Below are 20,795 nucleotides of genomic sequence, written 5' to 3'. Positions count from 1 at the left end.
AATACAATCCTCATATATACTTTTTGATATTATCTATGTTGTCCTTGCCAAGAGCATCTACAAATGAGTACTGAATGTTAAGTTTATCCAACAGCCTTATCATCTTTGAAATCGCTAAAACTATTCTTTCATCTATATCGACTCTTCCTAAATTATAATCAAATGATACAATAACCACGCTTGGTTTTATCCTTTTAACAATATTTATAAAACCAATAATATTTTCTTCGGAAATATTTGATTCTAAGAAAATATATTTTAATTGAATATTTGAACCAAATGATTTATATCGCAATAAATTTTCGCATACGCGTTCAAAAACATTTAATCCTTTTACCTCGAAATACGTTTGCTTTGTACCTGCATCAAGTGAAACATTTAAATAACTCCCGTCATTTCTAGCAGTCATTTTAGCTATCTTTTCATTAAAAAAGATACCATTAGTCAAAACTGCAAGCTTATGTTCTCCTATCAGTTCTAGTACTTCGTCACGTCTATTCGCCAATGTAAACTCACCTGATGCAATAGATACTAATCCTTCTTTAGAAAACATTTTTTGCTCTTCCATGTAGCGAATTACTCTTCCAACATCAATATTTTGTGCTTTTTCTATACGTTTTTTCTTCTCTAAACTATTCTTATGTGCCGCATTACATATCCAATTACAATAACAGCACGATAATTGGCATGGATAATATAACCCTATGTTAACTATTTCGATTTGTTGATCTTTACTCCACGGTTTTACTTTTGCATAAGTACATGAACCACATGCGCCTTCGTTACTTTTTAATAATTCAATATTCTTATTTCGGTTTTCCCAATAATCCCCAATCGCTACTTCTATCGTTTCAAAATCGTCCCATTTCGATTCAAACGGCTTATTCTTTCCCGGCTCAGCACAACAGCTTACCAATCCTGACGTTGCTATTATTATCCCTTTTTGTAATTCGTCACAACTCAGGAATCTAACGGTTGCATTAATTATTCTATCGATTGGTATTCCTATTTGTGTCAAGCTCGCAATGATTTCGCTTTTAACAGGTTCTATCGGCGATATATAAAAAAATGCATCTTCAAACAGTAATAATACTTTCTGTAATGGATAAACAGTTTTACCCAATAACACATCCTCTTCTTCTATAAAACTATTTGTGAACCCCTTTACTTCTTCAATTAATCCATTATTCTTTAAATGATTAATAGCAGATTCAGCTCGTTCCCCTGTGCCATAAACTATTATAGTCTTCGATTTTAGCATCCTATAATCAATCATATGTATCTCTCAATCCCACAGAATATAACATTTTCCTTTTCGTCGTTTCTTCCGATAAGAACACATTAGCTGTCTCATTTGCCCTTTCAACATATTTATTCTTATCCTTAGATATAATGATTTCTTGAATTATTGTTTTTACTTTTTCGACATCTACAGTGTTTATAATATAACCACATTTATGTTTATTTATAAACTTCGATATTGATGAATAATCAGGTGCATGAACAACTATAGGTACACCTGTTTTCATATATGTTGATAGCTTTCCTGGAAATGAATAGCTTGCTACTTCTCTAAAATCTTCGTCAAACCTATACGGACAATATAATAAATCTGCTTCATTTAGTTCGTATAATAATTGTTCTTGTTCAATCCAACCTCTATACTCGATATATGCATTTTGTAGACCGTAGAAAACTATTTCGGGTCCATAGATTCTAAATACTATTCTTTTACCCCTATATTGCCATTTCATTTGTGATAGAGCTTCTGTCATTGCTGCAATAGTACTTCGTGCATACAATTGTCCCGAGATTGCTATAACAAAATCACTGTCATCTCTTTCCACTTTTTCACTATATTGATTTCCTTTATCAAACGGCATCATTATTCCCACGCTTCGAGCTATATCATATTTCTTTGCATAATCCCTTGCCATTTCGTCTGACGCACCTATGAAACAATACGAATTTTTCAACATCTTTCCATATTCTTTCATTACTCTTTTTTGAGTCAGCCTGTCTACTCTATTAGCTTGAAACCACCAACTAATGGCATCATAAAACTGTATAATATATTTCACATTGCTCTTTTCAGCTATAGGTCTAACAATTTTTGTCATTGTTTGTCCTTGAATTACGCCCCAAATCAAATCAGGTTTTTCAGTGTTTATAAAATCTAGGATACGCTTTTCCAACTTGGGTATATACGTAATATTTGTAAATCTATCAAATACTAATGAGGCTACAGGCCCTTTAGTATGTCCTACATTTTCTCTTGGTTTCCTGTCAAATTTAAATTTTATACTTTGCTTTTTGTCTTCCGGCAGAACAGTGTACACTTCATCATTTTTAACGATATATGCAACTATTTCGCATCCACTTTCGATTAAATATGTACATAATCTATCTAGAAATAATCCCCCCGTATGATTAATACACGGAGGCAAATCGCTAAGCAAAAGAATCTTCATAATATATCACCTACTTCCCGAGTTGTTGTCCTGGTACGATACTATCGTTGTTCATCCATTCATGCCCAGGACACATCTTACAAAATTCCCAAAATCCATTTGGACTATATCCCATCTGCATTTCAAGTATAGTACGTTTATCCGATATTTTTTCTAAATCAAGAGATTCATTATCCAAATTGTCAACTGATATAAGCCCTGCTTCGATTGCAAATTGATTATATGTACAACCAAATAATCTGCCGGATTTAGTTCCGGTAAACGGTACATTGCAGGCATTTACTTTTGCCAAAATATCAACGCCGTCCTCATCTACTGGATCCATATTAATCCAATATGGTACTCTCAAAACTTCACATTTAATACCGTAATCATTTAATATATATTCTATATCGGATGCCTTAGAAAGCGATTCTATTGATCTACCGTAATCATCAATCTGCACATATACATTGTTCCGTTTTAAGCATTTAACTAATTCTTCCGATGGAATAATAGTTCCGTTTGTAACTATACTTAATCGCAGTATGTTTTTTCGATATTTCTCACCGATGTAATCTACTAAAGGAATGATATCCTTATGAAGAAAAGGTTCTCCTCCTGATATCAAGAATAGCCCGGTAAAATCAACTCTATTAAACACCACGTCTACATTTCTCTTTAATTCTTCTAGAGTGAAACTGTGTTTATTACTATTATATGAAGTGTAATTTAAGCATCCTTTACAGTTTAAGTTACACACTGTGGTTATCACCATATTTAAAGTCTTAAAATATAATATTCCAAGTGAATAATATAAAAAAATCGGCAGATAGTAGTATTCAAAAGTATCATAATAGAACAATGATTCTCCATCTTTATATCCCAAATTGATTGCCTGCCTATGCGCTTGGGCCCGATAATTGGCGGCATTTGTACAACAGAGAACCACTATATAATTGTCAATCGGCATAGAAGCAAACTCCAGCTTTGTAATAGTTTTAACTGCGCATATTTCTTCATCGTTTTTATCTCCATCGACTACGATTGCAGCAATAAGATTTTTATTAATCCTTTGTAATCTATTAAAGAGATGGTATGTGTCCTCTGCCATATCATAAAATATAATTTGCTTATTTTTGAAATTTTCACCTATTTTATCAAATTCATGCCCTCTATTTGTCCACTTCATCAGTCGTCCCCCATATAATATTTATATATTTCATCAAATTTCTTTTTCTGCCAGAGCAGTTTCATTCTGTTGATAACCCTGATTGTTTCCTCGTCTATTATTCCAGACTTTGCGTTATTTAAAATTCTCCAATACAGGAAATATATTCCCATGCAAATCACATTCATTTTTTCTTTTGACGATAAATTTCTATCTTCATAATAAACATGCAAAAAATCTTGTATGGACATCTGCTCGCTCATCATATTTCCGCTGTACAAGCTTTCAAAAAAATAAAAAATATCAAACATCGGATTACTCATCTGGAGCAATTCCCAATCTATCCATTCGGCCTTATTGTTGAACAGCAAAACATTTCCATATGAAGCATCTCCATGACATAAGACCGGCTTATATTTGTTGAGGTACGTCATTATTTCAGTATCAATCCATGCAGATACATCCCATCCAAATAATTCAGTAATCTTTGCATCCGTTATTGAATCTCTGAATTTTTTTTCTAGAATCCTATAGTTATTAACAAATGCTCTGTTGATTGATAAATTACTATTATGCATTTGACGAAGTTTCTTTATACAATCGACAATAATTGACCTATTCCAATCAATCACCTCATCTGCTTTTTGCATTATATAAAAACCATCTTCTTCATACACTATAAGCTCTCTATTTAGTCCCAAAGCCTCTTTAATCCTGGTTATCTCACGCAAATCATTTTTAATCGTATTATCAGGAAATGAAATAATATATTTTATTGCGTCATTTTGAATCAATTTTACATTGCATCTATGTCCTTTTTCTGGCAACGAATATGTATATACCTCATTGGGATAGCATTCTCGTATAATTCTTTTAGCCTTTTGTATAAGTATATCCAGCTCATCAGAAATCTCACATTCTTCGGCTCTCGAAAGAAATAGCTTATCATCACACAAAGATTCTATGTCACTATACTGATTCATATGAATTATCTAACCCTTCCGTAAAATACTATACATTCGAGTAATCCCGCCATCTTTGATAATCTTAAACAAGCAACTGTTAAATCCATTTTCTTCTAATAGCTTTAATCTATTAATATATCTTGTTTCGTCTCCAGGGACTTCATGAGATTCAAATAACAAGTACCCCTTTTCTTCTATTGCCCCTGTGATTTTTAAAAACTCTTTACTATCTTCAAATATTCCATGCACTGCCAAAAGCAAAATGGCGTTATATTTATTACTGACACCTTTTGAAATAACATCTTTACAAATAAAATTAGCATTTTCTACTTCCAAATGCATCGCAGTTTTATTTGCAACATTTACAACTCCCCTATTTATATCTATGCCTGTAATATGATTGACAAATGGTGCTATTTGAATGTCTAAAAATCCAGTATTGCAGCCAATATTTAAAACATTCATTTTCTTATTTAAGAATTTTTTAATTTCATATTCTTGAATTCTGTATTCTGTATTTCTTGCCCCTGACAAATTTAACAACTTGTTACTCTGGTAATACTGATCGGCCCCATATTCTATATTCCCCTTCATATACTCATCAAAGATATCCATATAAAAATCAAACTCTTCATACAAACGCTTCATATCTGATGGAAAAAAGGCATCTGTCATTATATATTGTGCTGACCATACGATTTTCTCTGAGTTGACACCATTTTTTATTAGTATATCTTTAACGTCCATTGCCACATGAAAATTCTCAATGGCAATAACTATATAATCATAATCGTACTTATTAATATTATTTACGCTTTCAAATGGGGGCTTCACATCTGAATCGAATTGTTTATCTACCCAGGCAAGCACATTACAATATCCATTCATTCTAAGTTGAACATAAAATGATAGACCGCATTTACCTGCGCCATATAAAACTATATTGCTATTCTTTTTGCATAAATAGTATGGAAACGTATACATCTTTACTCCTCATAAATCTCTTTATAAAGCTGAGCATGTTTACGAACATAATCGTCATATTTATATGTTTCTTCAACAAACTTCCTGGATAGTTTTCCTCTTTGCTTTATTTCATCTGGGTTATTTATCATTCTTTCTATTTCATTTTTCAAGGAATTGACAGAACAATAATCTGCTGCCACTCCACATTTAGGCGAATTCGTTATTTTTTCAAGAATTGTGTTATTAAAGCATATTACAGCACACCCTGCAGCCATTGCTTCTATTGCCATCAATCCAAAAGTCTCTGCTAAAGACGGCATTGCAAAAATATCACAACATTCCAGAAAATCTATCACATCGGCTTCTTTGTACAGCCATCCTAACTGATGTACTTTTATTTTATTACCCAGATAACCGATTTTTTCTTCCCCTCCAATTACAACCAATTCTATTGGTTCTTTAATCTTTATTTTCTTTAAGGCCTTGTATAAATACTGACCTCCCTTAATTTTCCCACCTGTTCTAAAGCCAATTACCAATTTATCTTCACTTAATCCATATTTTTTTCTTTTTTGAATTTTTTGATTATAAATATATTTTCCAGCGTCTATACCAAATGGTATTTCATGTATTTTGGTTAAATGCTTTGTTAGCGGACTCTGTTCTAGCAACTGCTTCATATAGTCGCAAGAAACCACGATATGGGGATTGATTGAAGCTAATACATTTTTCTTTACATCCCACATAAAGCTATTTGCAAGATTGTCTTTTCCATATCTAAAATCTCCTTCTTTTGGGCACTTATTACAAAATGTCTTCCATTTCTGACATTCTAATGGGTAGACACAATTCGCCGTCAAAATCCATGGATCGTGAATTGTCCAAATACTTTTTTTATTATTAAATAAATCTGGATAATCTAGTAATGATATAAATCTATTGTGTAGTATATGGAAATGCACTATATCCGCTTCTTGATATTCTTTTAACTGCAATATTTGCTCTCCCGTTCCAGTAAAAAGATGACTAACATGGCATCTATTCTCTAATTCCTTGTATAGGTCATAATAAATACCGCTATAATCAGATACCTTTAAAACATTGGGATTTTCTGATTTCTTATGCTCGACAACTTGTTTTATATCAAATTCTTTCTTGAGATTTAATGAATTCATCAAATCATAACCATTAAAAATATGTCCCATCAAATCTGCAAAGTTTACTTCTAATACTTTCATTATCAACCCTCAAGCAAATCATTTATATTTAGTTTGACACCTCTACATAGCCATTCTTTTACAACTTGCTTTACTTTATATGCTTCCTCATAACTCCTTATCTGCTTAAAATTTCTCTTAGGCTCTTTTCTTATAGCATGCAGTACCTCTTTGTAGTTATATACGTTTTTAAATCCCATTGTAACAAACGATTTTACAACCGATTTATAGTCATACAGTGCTACTATAAGAATGATACTTCTGTCTTTCTTCAACAAGTCATCAAAAGAAATACATTTAATACCGTCAATATTAAGATTTTGTTTATTAGGATCTTTATCTGCGTAATAGTCTTCTTGCATTCCGCACTCTCTAAAAGACCAAAACATACATGCCCCCATCTTCCCTAATCCATATATACAAATATCCTTATCATGCTGTTTTAGCTGTCTTAATATTCTAGACATTGTCCATCTTCCTTTTTATCATTTCCTTCAAATCTTCATCTGAATACTTCAAAATCATTGCGTCTATGTCTATTTTTTTCAGTATTCTTTTTATTCCATTCTCATTTAATATTTTCAATAAGGGTTCATAGAATTTATTTGAAATAATTACAATAGAATCTTTAGGCAGACTGCATTTATTCATTGCCATACATCTAGTCCCATCTATAATCATTCCATTTTTCATTCTATCATTGTCAATAAAACAATACGGTCTCAGATTATTAGAATATAATTCAAAATTTAATCGTCTTCCATATACTCCTGCGCCACATATCACAAGATTTAATTCGCATATCTCTTTATTAGATACGTTGCTCTCCTTATATGGTCCAAGGCTTTGTATTATTCCATTTATTTTGTCCTTAGTCCTCTTTTCCAAACCTCCAATGCTTTTTAATTCCTCAACGGTTAACATATTACTTACCCATTCATAGAATTTTTTATTCTCAGCCTGAACTACACTTCTATATTGCGATGTACCTGCATTTTCATGCAATCTTACATAACTTCCAACATCATTTATAAAGCTTATTCTTTGGTTTCGTAGTAGCCTAAACAAAAACTCGTTATCTTGAGCAGTTTTTAATTGTTCATTAAAAAGACCGACTCTATCAAAATGCTTTTTGCTAAATAACAAACTGCTAAAATGAAGTTCTCCCCATAGTAGCAAAAAAATGGAATTTTCTAATGTATCTATCGGATAATAATTCTGAAAATCTGTTGCGACCTCCTGCTTAGTTTTATCATCAAAAAAGACATAATTCATTACAGATATTCTCATCATGTCACCACAGGCATTTATTGCATTCATCTGCTTTTCTATTTTTGTCTTTTCAAAGATATCATCATGTGATAACCAGGCGAAATAATCGCCTGACATATTCCTAATTCCAACATTTAACGCAGATGCAACACCACCATTTTCTTTTTCTATATATTTGATACGATTATCGTATCGTTTCAGAACTTCTCTTGTCTTACCATTATCGTCAGAACCATCATTTACTACTATAACCTCTACGTTTTCATATGTTTGATTCAGTGCACTTTCAACTGCCTCGGTCACATAATTTGATCCATTGTATACAGGTATAATTATCGATACTAGCTTTTTCACCATTAATAACCTACTTTTTAATCTTCTAAGAATTAAACACAATTATCTCTATACCATGAAATATATTCATTTAATCCCTCATCCAAGTCCTTTTCTACTCTAAATCCCAGCTCTCTTGCAATCTTAGAAGCGTCCGCTTTGCAATGTTTCACATCTCCCACTCTCTCTGGTAAATAATCAATTATTACGTCTTTATTAGCAATCTTCTTCATCATGCTCGCAAGTTCGTTTATTGTTATTGTTGTGCCACTACCTAAATTATAAATTGATGTTTGTTCACATTTAATAGAACTTATATAATTTGCTCTTGCAACATCTGATACATTTACAAAATCTCTTGTTTGTTCTCCATCTCCATAAATGCTAATATGCTCACCATCAAATATTCTTTTGGCAAAAATAGGAATAACATTTCCATATGCGTCAAATCGTTGATTTTTACCATATATGTTAAAATATCTCAAACAAATACCTACTATATTATGAATCCCAGAATATGATAATATCATTTTTTCAGCCGCTAATTTACTAACTCCATAAGGCGAATCCGCATTCTGTATATGGTCTTCGTCAATAGAAGGAGTCTTTAACTCTCCAAATATTGCTGCTGAAGACGAATAAACAATCTTGTGCACATCATTATGTCTCATCCCCTCCAAGACATTAACAGTTCCAACAAGATTGATTGTTGAATCCAACGCAGGATTATCTATAGATCTTTGGCGACCAACTGAAGCTGCCATATGATAAACAACATCAATGTTTTTCATAGCTCTACATAATGCATCCGCATCTCTTACATCTCCCCCAATATATTCAATATCTTTGTCATTTATATATTCTGATATGTTTTCAATGTGACCTGATGATAAATTATCAAAGACTCTAACTTCATGACCTTCTTTCACCAGTAATTCAACCAAATTAGATCCTATAAACCCTGCCCCACCTGTAATTAATGCCTTCATGTTTCTTTTCCTTTCTGTGTTTTATAATTCACATATAGTCTATATCGGAGCTTTTTCATCATTTATTTATACTAAAAAAGGGCACCGCACCACTAGGTGCGAAGCCCTTGAATTATTACCATATTACCATTACTCCCCACCAAGCATTCAGTTTTAAATTAGCCTAGCTTCCCTATCCGTGGCCAGATTTACTCCACGGATTAATCATTATGTATTAATTATATTGAATATGGTGGGGTTATTCAATAAATATGGGGTGTGGACACAGAATTGTCACAAGGTATTCGTTGTTCTTCGAACTGGCTATATGCTACTTATAGCAATACCATAATAAATGATCAAATCCATTCCTACTGATACCCGACTTTGATTTCTTTATAACCTCATCGATAGCCTCCTGATATTCGGCATAGGTAGTAATTCTCTTTTTCTCAATTCCATATCGCTCCATATATGAGGGAAGCGCCTTGTTCACGATACTATCGTATATGGAATAGTTGTCTCTGTGTTTCCCATCAAACAAATAGAAACAAGCATAGTGGCAGAACTTGCTGGCGAAAGATAGATTTCTTCTGCCTCTATGCGGATTTCCTTTATCACTTTGTCCTACTGGTTTTGTTTCTTTTGCAATAATTTCAATTAACTTATAATCTGTTTCTTTAGGATTTTTCAGCAGGTACACCAGTTCATCCTGCTCAATATCTGCAATACGTTTTGAAATCGCTTTTATACCACACCCATCAGAATTAAGATGAGTTGAATTTTCTTTATCAATTGAAGCGACTACCTTTTCAATTAGTTCTCTATAAGCTTTTTCCGATTTCACTTCAGTTCCTTCTAGAACCTTTTTAAGTTCTTGGAATTTACATGCCGATTTAACCGGATTCATCACATCAAAAGCTGACCCATAATCAGAATTATGATGTATCATAGCCTCCACTCGAGCCACATTATCTTTTGACAGTTTCACTAGCAGCCTGCCGTCCTTTACAGTAAAACCCTTTTCTTCCTCTAAATAATATTTTTTAGACGCCTTAAGTTCCTCATCGATTTTTGCCATTGTAACCCCTCCATTTCAACAACAATATTTCATGTTCATATTTATACCGAAATATTTTGTTTAAAGGGTGAAATAGAATATTTAATATCTATTATTCTAAACTTTCACTTAAAGATTTAATCTCAGAAAACTCTTCCCAAAACAAATCTTCAGGTCTTTTAATATCTTTTAAAACATGAGGTTTTGACATATTAAAAATAGATCTTAACTTTATGTCATATCCCTCTTCATCTACTTCATTAACAAAAAAGGCAAGATTACATCCAAAATAAGCCCATGCTTCTTCACTTTTACATGATTCATATATTATACCATCAGCGATTTTGTTATCTTTAGCCCACTCCAAAAATACCTGTGAGAAATAGTATTCTTGTTTGTTCTCATTCTCTTCTGAAGGAATTGTTGTTGCCAATCTAATTGGTATCATACATATTACTTTTATTAAATATTCATAACTTGCAGAAAGGTTCTTCCCTTTATTTCTATTATTACTAATATCTGCAAACAGTTGATACGCATCCGAAATCTGTTTTCCTGATATATCAACCACTTTTATTTTATTATAATAATTATCATTTAATGCAAATTTAGCAGCCATGCATATTTCAGGTTTATCCATTTCTAGCCATGATAAAGGCAACTGTGTTGCTAGATATAAGCACGGTACTCCTTTTTTACTAAAACGTCCATCCTTGCAAATCTCTCTCGTACTCATGGGCACATGAAAAAGTTCTCTTCTCTTTATAGGGTAGTTATCATTCGGTCTTATTCTGTACATACTCCTTTCTTCCTTACGCCCAAGAGAACGTATTATCATATTGTTACTATTATCAAAAAGTACCTTTTTAGATATGCATTCCGCCTCTAGTAACTTGTTTTCCTCATATAATTCATATGATTTTAATATGTTATCAGTAGTTGCTTTAATTGAAGGTAACCTCTTTCTCAGCTCATCAATAAAGGAGCTATCAATAAAATTATCTTCTTTTATAGACTGTTCCAAAGATTTTATATAAAAGTCATATCTTTCCTTTAAATAGACGCTAATTCTTTTTCCATTTCTATGATGGTATTGATTATTATCCTTCAGTAACTTCAAAATTGGGTTTAATTCATGTTTTTCATCCATATCTTTCCCCCTTATTAATTCCAACTATTTCATATTTATGCTATATAATTGTATTCAAGTACACTGCATAAATCCAGTCGGATAGGTTCCTTAAATGACCACCTTATAATCTGGCAAAATGAACAAAAGACACTCAGAATATACCATCTTTTAGACATAAGAAACCAAAAAGAGATAGCCTTACTCGCCATCTCTTTCATCTCTACTTCAATACATTAAGAACATCCTTCGGAAGAATTCGTAATATACTGTCTTTATTCTTTCCCTCTAGATAATATTCACCTAAATGTGCTTTCTGATATCTTTTAACAGGATCATCCTTAGTAGCATCCTCTAATAGTTTTGTATAGTATCGCTCCCAACTAAAGAAATCGCTACTTTCAACATATTCTTCAGTGCGTTCTAAAATATCATCTATTCCTTTGATATCAATAATACCTGACTTTAAAATCAGCCATTCAAAAGACTCAGGAAAATACATACCTACATTTCCACTCATATTTGAATGAGCTACCACTTGTGCAACATAGGCGCCAAAAGCTGCGCCATCAGCTATAACAATAACTGGATTATCACTTGATAATTCCTTTAATTTCGGAATTATATTAGAATTTCCACCTGCGCTAACACACTTATTTTCATTTAATATCTTGGCAAAAAACTGAAAACCTGATTTTTCGTCCTCAACTAAAATAACATATTTCTTTTTATCAACTTTCAGTGGTGAATAAATTGGATATAACTCATTATATATTTTTTCAGGGAAATGATATTTCCCCGTTGTCCTTATTCCATATATCTCATTTACACTATATGGCAAATTATATAATGGCTGTCTAGTTATCAAAACATAGTAATTTGATGTATTTTTAATTACACTGGCAAATTCTTCTGTGAAAACAAACGAATAGTCTTCATCGATAAATACTATTGTATTTTCATAAGATTTTATTAGCACATCCCATATACTAGAATCACCAGTAAAAGCAACACAAGGAACATCTGAGGTTATTCTTATCCCTGACTCTTCCCTGAATCTTCCATAGGTCTGCAACAAATCAATTAGTGTAGTCTTGCCCGTAGCACTATTTCCTTGGATTACTGTGATATTTCTTTTTATTGTAAACTCATATTTAAGTCTTTCGGCTTCTATTATTACTTTATGTTTTCCCTTCATATGTTCACCTTAAATATAATCTAATGCTACGTCTGTATACTCATCCATATTCGTAACAATAATATCATTATTCAATATTTTAATTTTAAAAGGTTCCATATCATTGAATGGCATAAAATATCTCAGATTTACAGTAATATCTTTTACTTCTCCTATCTTCAGCAACCATTTTGCGCAATTTTCACCACAGCTTGTTGCATTAAAAACTAAATCCGGTCTACCATAAGCACTAATCAATGTCTGAACGCCACCTGACAATCTTTCGGGAGGGATAGGCCCAAGAACTTCACTTTGTATCAATTGATCACTTACAACCTTTGATTTATCAATATCTTCAATCATTTGCTGAACTAACTCATCTTTAAACCATTCCGGATTGTAATTAAACTTAAACCATGATGGACCGTGCATTACATTATCTTTTTCACCAAAATAAATTGAAAGCATAATATCTCCTCAAACGACTCTACTACATCTTATATAAGATTATAACATATAAGCTAAAACTTGCATAAAAACTATCGTGCCTGTCCCCGTTACAATATTATTACATCCTTAAATGGTCCCAAACTAAACAAATGCCACTTTCATTCGTTCAATTTCTCCTCTTCCAACACCATATTTAGAAGCTAGATTTTTCCAGTTATTGGTAACTGATATTTCGTGCCTGACCCCGTTACAGATTTGTTTCATTAACAATAAGCTCCCCATACAAAGCCATTACTTCGCACGAGGAGCCTATCAAGTTATTATTTATTTTTCTCTTTTTCCATTTAATCCAGTTAAATCCGGCTTTATCACCATATCCATCTTTTTCTCCTCCAAAAACATAGTCATATAAATTGGCAAATAAATTTTTCCATTTTCATTCGAAACATTTGCATTACTTAACACAATTGCCTCTCCTATTTTATATTCATCATTTTCTAGCAGATTGTTTAAGGCACTATGCTTTTTATAGTCTTTTCCTGATTTCACTTCTATAGGTAACACTTTCCCATCGTGTTCAATTACAAAATCAACTTCTCCTTGTTTCTTACTATTATAATAATAGACCTTATAACCATGCGTTTTTAGTTCCTGCGCAACATAGTTTTCAAATATTGCTCCGTTATTAATGCTAGCATCACCGTTTATTATTTTAATTTTTGTCTCATCTGGAAACATATTTGTAAGCATGCCAACATCAGATAAGAAGAGCTTAAAAAGGCTTCTCTTTTCACTCATTTGTAATGGTGTTTTTGCCTCTGTCACATTGCAAACAGGTATTGCAACACCTGCATTACTTAACCATAGGAAATTATTCTTCACTAAGTCAAATTTGACTTTACCTTCAACGTGATTTATATAATATCTCTTATTTTTCTCGTTTAATTCACCTGGAATCGCATCATATATTTCATTTAGGATTAGTTTTTCTTTTTTATTATATTTTGAAAAATCCTCCTTGTATAACTCTATAATACTTGACTGCACTTCAGCAACACTTCTTAAATCATTAGTATCTATGTACTTTTTTACAGCTTCAGGCATCCCTCCAACTATTAAATATATGTTGAATATGGACATCAATCTCTTATGTACAAATTCATCAACAGGTTTTCTGTTTATATAAGCATTCTCAATAGTTTTTATTATATCGGCACCAACACCTACTGCTCTATAAAATTCACTTAAATCCATAGGATACATATCTATAATGCGCATATATCCAACAGGCACTGATCTTATATCCTTTATTTCAACACCAAGCAACGAGCCTGACATAACATATTTATAGGGTGTATCTTGAACTAGGAATTTGGACATTGTAATAATATCTTTTACTTCCTGCACCTCATCAAAAAATATTATTGTTTTCCCAGGTTGTAATTTATGATTTGTTGCTAAACTTAATCTTAACTCAAAATCTTTGACGTTAGTATATTCAGAGAATAATTCTGTCATACTAGGGTTTTCAATAAAATTTATTTCTATATAGTCACACTTCAAATTGTTAAGCGCTTCTCTAATTATATATGTCTTTCCTATCTGTCTCGCACCAGTCACCAACAGTGCATGCTTACTATCCTCTTTTATCCAATTTTCTATTTTTGCTTGAACTTTTCTATACATAATTTAACCTCTATTTTCCAACTTATATGGATAGTATATTACTTTTTTGCCACTTTTCCAACCCGTTTTGTCCTTATTTTTGCCACTTTTCCATCAGAAACTGACTGCCTGTCCCTGTTCTTTCAGCAAGCTCCTTTTCTGATATCTTTCGCCATCCACATTACCTTCCCATACTCTTCCTTCCTATCTCTCATCATCTCGAACCCATCCACGATGTTCTCCAGCCCATACCTATGTGTAATCAGCTTTTCTGGATGAACTGCCCCCTGCTGCAATCTATGAAGTACATAGTGCCAGTCGTCATGCTCATCGTGTATAAATGATGAATTCCAGGTTCCAACCAGAGTTAATTGTCTACGAAGGATTTTCCAGTAAATATTTCTATCTATATGCATATCACTGTGAGGATTACCTACCGTACAAATCCTTCCGTTTGGATTTGCCATCGCAATTCCCGCTAACAAACTTTCCTGTTTTCCTATACATTCAAAGAACACATCTACCTTAACATGCTCTAAAATATCTGCCTTAGTTCCATCTAAATAGTGGTCACTAGGAACTCCTAGCTCCATCACCATCTTTTTCTGTGACTCTTTATTGCCTATCGTATATACGTTTTTAACTCCCATATCAAGCAAAAACATCACTATCAAAAGCCCTATAGTTCCAAGGCCCATAACAGCAACCTTATCATCTGCTGAAGGCTTCACCTGCCTAATAGCATGCACTGCCACAGCCATTGGCTCTAACATAGCAGCCTGCTCCATGGTGACGCTTTCTGGTAAATCAATAAGATTCCACTTTGGTACGGTTACATATTCTGCAAAGCCTCCGTCCCTGCGGCTGCCCAAATAAGAATAATTAGAACACATTTCGTATTTACGATTCCTACAACACTCACACTTCATGCAAGGAATCAGTGGGAAAACTCCCACACGTCTACCGTCCTCAGCAACTGTCCCAGCGAATTCGTGTCCTATCACTAAAGGCATCACATGAGCTCCATCCCTATAGACCCTAGGTATATCTGAGCCGCAAATTCCGCAGGCTCCTACCTTTACTAAAACCTCTTCCTCCCCTACTTTGGGAACGGGAACATCCTTCACTGTTAACTTTCCCACATCATTGAGCACCAGAGCCTTCATTATCACTCCTTAATCATTTCCTGAAAACGAACCAAATCTGCCTTTGTTGTTATTTTTATGTTCCTCTCATCGCCTGGTATCATATGCATCTTCATACCCGACATAATCGCAGGTTCTGTAGAACCGTTTATCTTTTTTATAGCTCCAGAATCAAACAGCGCCCTATTAGCCTCCAAATATTTTCCAAACACAAATGTCTCTGGTGCCTGTCCAGCATATATTTCGCTCCTATTCAAAAGTGAATCTATCTGCTTTCCATGGTGACTAAGATACACCGTATCCTTCATTGTAAGCACTGGAATTACACCATCATAGCCTTTCATACCATCAATACTTTCCTCTATCATCGCTACATTAAGCATTGGTCTGGCTGCATCATGTATAAATACATAGTCCCCTGCGCTAGCGGATTTATTTATATCCATTAATGCATTATAAATAGACAGCTGACGATTCTCCCCAGGCTTTGAATATCCACATATTTTCCCTGAGATTCCATACTTATCAACCCATTCTTTAATCTGTGGAAGCCATTCATCCGCAGCCACAATCCAAATGGCATCTATTCTATTACTTGCATCTAGTGTTTTTAGTGAATAGCAGATTATTGGCATGTCTGCCACCTCAACATATTGCTTAGGCACATCCAGCCCCATCCTGCTTCCTACACCACCAGATAGTATTATTGCTATATTCATATTCACCTATATATTCAATGCTCTAATGTCATTTATGATATCTTTGTATGGTCTATCTTTTCCAAATAAAAGTGTGGTACCAAGGACAAAACCATCCACACCCTTTGGAGCATACTCTAATACTTTCTCCCTTGAGCAAGCTCCATCCCAATAGATTTTGAATTCCATTTCATCCTTAAGTTTTAGCAACCTATCGATTTTTTGTCCAACATAAGGCAGATACATCTGACCGGCATCCCCCGGATTTACCGACATTACAAGCACTTTATCTACAATCCTAAGCATCTCCATGATTGTCTCTATGCTTGTACCGGGATTAATGGCGATGCCTGGGACCATTCCTGCATTAATAATTTTTAACAGCGTTGCTGAAGGATGATACTCTGCCTCTGGGTGAATGTATATAGTATCCCCTTTTCGTAAATTTCTTATAAATAGTTCTACCGTATTATTTGGATGCTCCACCATCAAATGTACATCTAGCGGCTTATTTGTTGTTTTGGCTATATAGCTTAAATCGTTCAAAGACATGGCAAAATTCGCAACAAATCTTCCATCCATTATGTCTATATGAAACGAATCGATTCCTGCGTTTTCCAGTTCTGTTACTTCTCTAGCTAAGTGGCCATAATTAGCGCACATCATAGAAGCGGTTAATTCAAAACTCATACTCCCTCCTTCTCCAGCACATCAACATTCTGTATCATTATCGGCTTTTCCAGTGTTTCATATAACTGCACGATACTACTGCTGTCCCCATAATATGCATCACTGATAATAATCGCTCTATCCATATCTGGAGTATCATCATAAATACCCCATCCCTCTGCTTTGTAAGTCCTTACTATTTCTTCGTATTGTTTTGCAAGTTCAGGAATCATGCTATCTAGTGTAGCTTTTATCAATGGATGAGGACGCCACAGCAGTGTCACATCATCCTTGCACTCTTTAAACACCTCCAATGCATCCTTAATTTTATCTATCATCTTTTGTTCCTGATTCAGCAATGATACTACACTAGTATTGTACAATATTACCTTTTTCATGCTTCCATCAGGTTTTTTCATCAGTCTTAACCAGTCTTCAGGAATCTCTTGTTCCTCACGTTTCATCCTCTTTATTTTTTCAAATTTTGGTGAACCAGTTCCCTTTATTTTATCTTCCCATGCATTCCTAGTATCTGCTCCAAAGTGTTCTGTCAAAATCATTACGTACACTTTTTTCATAGCCTCAGATTGGACCCTTACTTCATGAGAATTTACCACTCCTTTTGTGAGTACAAAGCCTCTATAGCTTTCAATTACTTCATCAGTCAGATTGTCTAAATCAGGTTCTGCCAAAACAAAATAAGGAATATATATCAATTTATCAGTATACTTTTTCAGGTTTTCTGTATAAAAAAATGGATGAACTGATGTTACAAAGTTCATATCATCATAAGGGTTATGAATGTATATTTCATCAGGATGAGCACCTTCAAAATCAAATTCTTCAAAGGATGTAATTGGCACATTATCAGGATAATCATTCCCTTCATAATGCATCTCTTTCATACTACCGTCTGGATTTTTATCAAAATATGGGATAGGTATTACTAGTGCAGTAGTATCTTCCTCTGCATCAAGCGCCATCCAAACACTTTCTAATGAATCCCACATGCTTGCCTTGTATGGCAGAAACACCACCAGCTTTTGCTGCTTAATCTCGCTATTTGTGCTTTTATCGATTTTATTTACTATACTATCTAGTCTGAGCTTTGCAGAATCAGGAGATAATCCCCTCTCAGATAATACTTCTTCATTTATCTGATAAAGTTCTTCGCAAAACTGCTCCAACACGCCAACAGTAGGATGGCCCAATCCTTCGCTATCTTCAATTAATGTACCAAGGTCTATCGCTCTTTGCTGGGCAATCTGAAGATACTCCGAACATTTTGCTAGATTATCATTCTTGAGTTCCTCATACACCCCCTCATTCAGCTTCCTAAACAGCTCTATATACTTCTCAACCTGTTTAAACTTATACTTTCGCATCCCCCATTGCCTCCTGATTTGGCAAACCTTATACATACTCTATTTTATTTTAACCCTTTCTGTCTCAAAATACACTTTTATTCACAGAATGTTGCGAATTTTCTTTACAAATCACCTCAGAAATAACCACCCCACTGCCAACCCCAGCAATAAAAAAAGGATATACCCTTTCAGATATATCCCTAATTTCTTTTTCACTTTCTACTTTTCCACAAAATCTACTATTGCATCCACAGTCTCGCTGGTCTGCTGTTGTACGCTAATGCTAGGCTCACCGTCACCGGTTTGCATTCCGTAATCACCGAAATATCCGTGGCAGCCACCTTCGATTACCACTTCCTCAAAATCTGACGGAAGGTTTGCCTTACACTCTTCGTACTTTTCCATGTTGAGCACGCCGTCCTCGGAGCCTCTGATAGAAATTGTGGCTACTGCAGGCTCATCTGTAAGATCCTTTGTAGAATACGCCGCAAGAAGTATCAAGCCCTCATATTCACTCTGATGTCTGTCAGCGTACAAGCACGCCATGGCGCCGCCTAAGCTGTGGCCGCCGATGTACCAATCCGTTATTTCAGGGTATTTAGCCTGGATTCCCCTGGCTCCATTGGCATCAAACATAGCCAGGTAATAAGGCATTTTTACTACCACACCAAATATTCCCTGCTCTGCTAAGCTCTCCATAAGAGGGGCGTAAGCCTCTGTTTCTACTAATCCACCTGGATAGAATATGAACCCTGCCACAGGGTTTTCTGGTCTAAACAAGATTGTGTTATCTACATATTCAACCTCTACCCCCTCAGCTGGCTCATTAATGAATGTCCACGCCTCATCGGTGGCTCTATAATAGTTATCCACATAGCTATAAAACTTGCTAACAATAAACACCACCAGCACTACTAAAACAACACCTATTACTATTCTTCTAGTCTTCTTATTCTTCATCCTTATATCCTACTGCCAATCTATTTATTTGGGTGGCGATGTAGCCAGCCCCATATCCATTATCTATATTAACCACTGATATTCCATTTGCACAGGAATTAATCATGGTTAGAAGTGCGGAAATTCCACCCATATTTGCACCGTAACCTACGCTGGTAGGAACTGCAATCACAGGAACCTTTACAAGGCCTCCTACAACAGAAGCAAGGGCGCCCTCCATTCCTGCCACTGCCACCACGCAGTTGGCACTGTTGAGCACATCCACATTTGAAAGCAAGCGATGTATTCCGCTGACTCCCACATCAAACACCCTATTCACCTTACTTCCAAAATACTCAGCTGTCTGGGCTGCCTCTTCTGCCACAGGGATGTCCGCTGTTCCAGCTGTGACCACTGCAATCTCGCCTATAAGCTCAGGCTTTTTATAATCTGTAGAAACCACCTTTAGTATGCGACTTACCTTATCGTAGCTTGCCTCAGGCAAAGCCGCCTTTACTATCTCATATTGATGCTCTGATGCTCTGGTGCCAAATACCTGGCCTTCTCTTTCATACATCTTTTTATAAATATCCACCAAAAACTCATCTGGCTTTCCTTCGCAGAAAATCACCTCTGGAAATCCTGTGCGTCTTTTTCTGTCGTGGTCTAATCTTGCAAAATCCATGTGAGCTCCTCCTGTACGACTATGCCTTTGTGGTCATATTATATCACAATACGGGAAGACGCACCTATTTAAATGCGCTGCGCGCGAGGTGCGTCGTGGATAACAAAAAGAACCAGTAAAAAATACTGGTCCTTTTTATTATCATGTCATATCATTTCCATATACGCTTCGGCAATCCTATTATAGTCAATCTGGTTGGTAATCTTCTCCACCTTGAAGTCATCCTCGCCAACCTTTATTCGGTAAATAAAACACCCTTCGTCGCTCACCGTATCTCCTTCAACAAGAGCTGCTGCAACGTATGATTTATTTTCGAATTCAAACTGATCTATGACTGCCATTTCGACTTCGTCACCATCTCTGGTATTCACCACAAATGTAATATACTCTCTAAATTCATTATCCATATGGGATCCTCCTTTTTAGGATTCATAGCTCTCCCGTTATATGGCAATATATTACATCATAA

The 20,795-nt window shown here is 34.6% G+C and carries 21 protein-coding genes; all 21 read right to left on the bottom strand.

Annotated features, from left to right (window positions below; genetic code table 11):
• Window positions 1–10: 10 nt before the first annotated feature.
• Window positions 11–1,276 carry a radical SAM protein gene (locus IJ535_RS12475; protein WP_294303530.1) on the bottom strand — a complete coding sequence of 422 codons (1,266 nt, stop codon included), beginning with the start codon at window positions 1,274–1,276 and terminating at the stop codon, window positions 11–13.
• A complete protein-coding gene (locus IJ535_RS12470; RefSeq protein WP_294303529.1) occupies window positions 1,269–2,471 on the bottom strand; it encodes a glycosyltransferase in 1,203 nt (400 codons plus the stop codon). The genes IJ535_RS12475 and IJ535_RS12470 overlap by 8 nt, the downstream gene beginning before the upstream one ends.
• A gap of 10 nt (window positions 2,472–2,481) precedes the next feature.
• The gene (locus IJ535_RS12465; protein ID WP_294303526.1) at window positions 2,482–3,642 is read right to left on the bottom strand and encodes a radical SAM protein; all 1,161 of its coding nucleotides are present in this window, start codon (window positions 3,640–3,642) and stop codon (window positions 2,482–2,484) included.
• Window positions 3,642–4,604, bottom strand: coding sequence for a phosphotransferase (locus IJ535_RS12460; RefSeq protein WP_294303524.1), 963 nt, complete (start codon window positions 4,602–4,604; stop codon window positions 3,642–3,644). The genes IJ535_RS12465 and IJ535_RS12460 overlap by 1 nt, the downstream gene beginning before the upstream one ends.
• 9 nt (window positions 4,605–4,613) lie before the next feature.
• Complete coding sequence (locus IJ535_RS12455; RefSeq protein WP_294303521.1) at window positions 4,614–5,570, bottom strand: class I SAM-dependent methyltransferase; 957 nt, start codon at window positions 5,568–5,570, stop codon at window positions 4,614–4,616.
• A 2-nt stretch (window positions 5,571–5,572) separates the two neighbouring features.
• The gene (locus IJ535_RS12450; protein WP_294303519.1) at window positions 5,573–6,790 is read right to left on the bottom strand and encodes a glycosyltransferase; all 1,218 of its coding nucleotides are present in this window, start codon (window positions 6,788–6,790) and stop codon (window positions 5,573–5,575) included.
• 2 nt (window positions 6,791–6,792) lie between these two features.
• Window positions 6,793–7,236 carry a hypothetical protein gene (locus tag IJ535_RS12445; RefSeq protein WP_294303516.1) on the bottom strand — a complete coding sequence of 148 codons (444 nt, stop codon included), beginning with the start codon at window positions 7,234–7,236 and terminating at the stop codon, window positions 6,793–6,795.
• Entirely contained in the window at window positions 7,229–8,398 is a 1,170-nt protein-coding gene (locus IJ535_RS12440; RefSeq protein ID WP_294303513.1) for a glycosyltransferase family 2 protein, read from the bottom strand. The genes IJ535_RS12445 and IJ535_RS12440 overlap by 8 nt, the downstream gene beginning before the upstream one ends.
• Window positions 8,399–8,427: 29 nt before the next feature.
• The gene (locus tag IJ535_RS12435) at window positions 8,428–9,363 is read right to left on the bottom strand and encodes an SDR family NAD(P)-dependent oxidoreductase (RefSeq protein ID WP_294303510.1); all 936 of its coding nucleotides are present in this window, start codon (window positions 9,361–9,363) and stop codon (window positions 8,428–8,430) included.
• A gap of 310 nt (window positions 9,364–9,673) precedes the next feature.
• Window positions 9,674–10,423 carry a hypothetical protein gene (locus IJ535_RS12430; RefSeq protein ID WP_294303507.1) on the bottom strand — a complete coding sequence of 250 codons (750 nt, stop codon included), beginning with the start codon at window positions 10,421–10,423 and terminating at the stop codon, window positions 9,674–9,676.
• Between the two features lie 91 nt (window positions 10,424–10,514).
• The gene (locus tag IJ535_RS12425; RefSeq protein WP_294303505.1) at window positions 10,515–11,552 is read right to left on the bottom strand and encodes an RES domain-containing protein; all 1,038 of its coding nucleotides are present in this window, start codon (window positions 11,550–11,552) and stop codon (window positions 10,515–10,517) included.
• A 202-nt stretch (window positions 11,553–11,754) separates the two neighbouring features.
• Window positions 11,755–12,729 (bottom strand): translation initiation factor 2, encoded by a 975-nt coding sequence (locus tag IJ535_RS12420; RefSeq protein ID WP_294303501.1) that lies wholly within the window; start codon window positions 12,727–12,729, stop codon window positions 11,755–11,757.
• A gap of 9 nt (window positions 12,730–12,738) precedes the next feature.
• Window positions 12,739–13,176: a DUF4869 domain-containing protein gene (locus tag IJ535_RS12415; protein ID WP_294303497.1), complete on the bottom strand. Its 438-nt coding sequence runs from the start codon at window positions 13,174–13,176 to the stop codon at window positions 12,739–12,741.
• A gap of 306 nt (window positions 13,177–13,482) precedes the next feature.
• The gene (locus tag IJ535_RS12410) at window positions 13,483–14,844 is read right to left on the bottom strand and encodes an ATP-binding protein (protein WP_294303494.1); all 1,362 of its coding nucleotides are present in this window, start codon (window positions 14,842–14,844) and stop codon (window positions 13,483–13,485) included.
• Window positions 14,845–14,966: 122 nt separating this feature from the next.
• A complete protein-coding gene (locus IJ535_RS12405; protein ID WP_330619615.1) occupies window positions 14,967–15,965 on the bottom strand; it encodes a galactitol-1-phosphate 5-dehydrogenase in 999 nt (332 codons plus the stop codon).
• Between the two features lie 26 nt (window positions 15,966–15,991).
• Entirely contained in the window at window positions 15,992–16,687 is a 696-nt protein-coding gene (locus IJ535_RS12400) for an IspD/TarI family cytidylyltransferase (RefSeq protein ID WP_294303489.1), read from the bottom strand.
• Window positions 16,688–16,693: 6 nt separating this feature from the next.
• Window positions 16,694–17,356: a ribulose-phosphate 3-epimerase gene (locus tag IJ535_RS12395; RefSeq protein ID WP_294303487.1), complete on the bottom strand. Its 663-nt coding sequence runs from the start codon at window positions 17,354–17,356 to the stop codon at window positions 16,694–16,696.
• Window positions 17,353–18,720, bottom strand: a complete 1,368-nt coding sequence (locus IJ535_RS12390; protein WP_294303485.1) for a CDP-glycerol glycerophosphotransferase family protein — start codon at window positions 18,718–18,720, stop codon at window positions 17,353–17,355. The genes IJ535_RS12395 and IJ535_RS12390 overlap by 4 nt, the downstream gene beginning before the upstream one ends.
• Window positions 18,721–18,921: 201 nt before the next feature.
• Window positions 18,922–19,662, bottom strand: coding sequence for an alpha/beta hydrolase (locus IJ535_RS12385; RefSeq protein WP_294303482.1), 741 nt, complete (start codon window positions 19,660–19,662; stop codon window positions 18,922–18,924).
• Window positions 19,652–20,326 (bottom strand): nickel pincer cofactor biosynthesis protein LarB, encoded by a 675-nt coding sequence (gene larB, locus IJ535_RS12380; RefSeq protein WP_294303480.1) that lies wholly within the window; start codon window positions 20,324–20,326, stop codon window positions 19,652–19,654. The genes IJ535_RS12385 and larB overlap by 11 nt, the downstream gene beginning before the upstream one ends.
• A 146-nt stretch (window positions 20,327–20,472) precedes the next feature.
• Entirely contained in the window at window positions 20,473–20,733 is a 261-nt protein-coding gene (locus IJ535_RS12375; RefSeq protein ID WP_294303478.1) for a DUF1292 domain-containing protein, read from the bottom strand.
• Between the last annotated feature and the right edge of the window lie 62 nt (window positions 20,734–20,795).

The sequence above is a fragment of the Pseudobutyrivibrio sp. genome (assembly GCF_017471675.1).
GTDB lineage: Bacteria > Bacillota > Clostridia > Lachnospirales > Lachnospiraceae > Pseudobutyrivibrio.
Note: the sequence above shows the minus strand (reverse complement) of the source record. Positions and strands in the feature narration are given on the sequence as shown.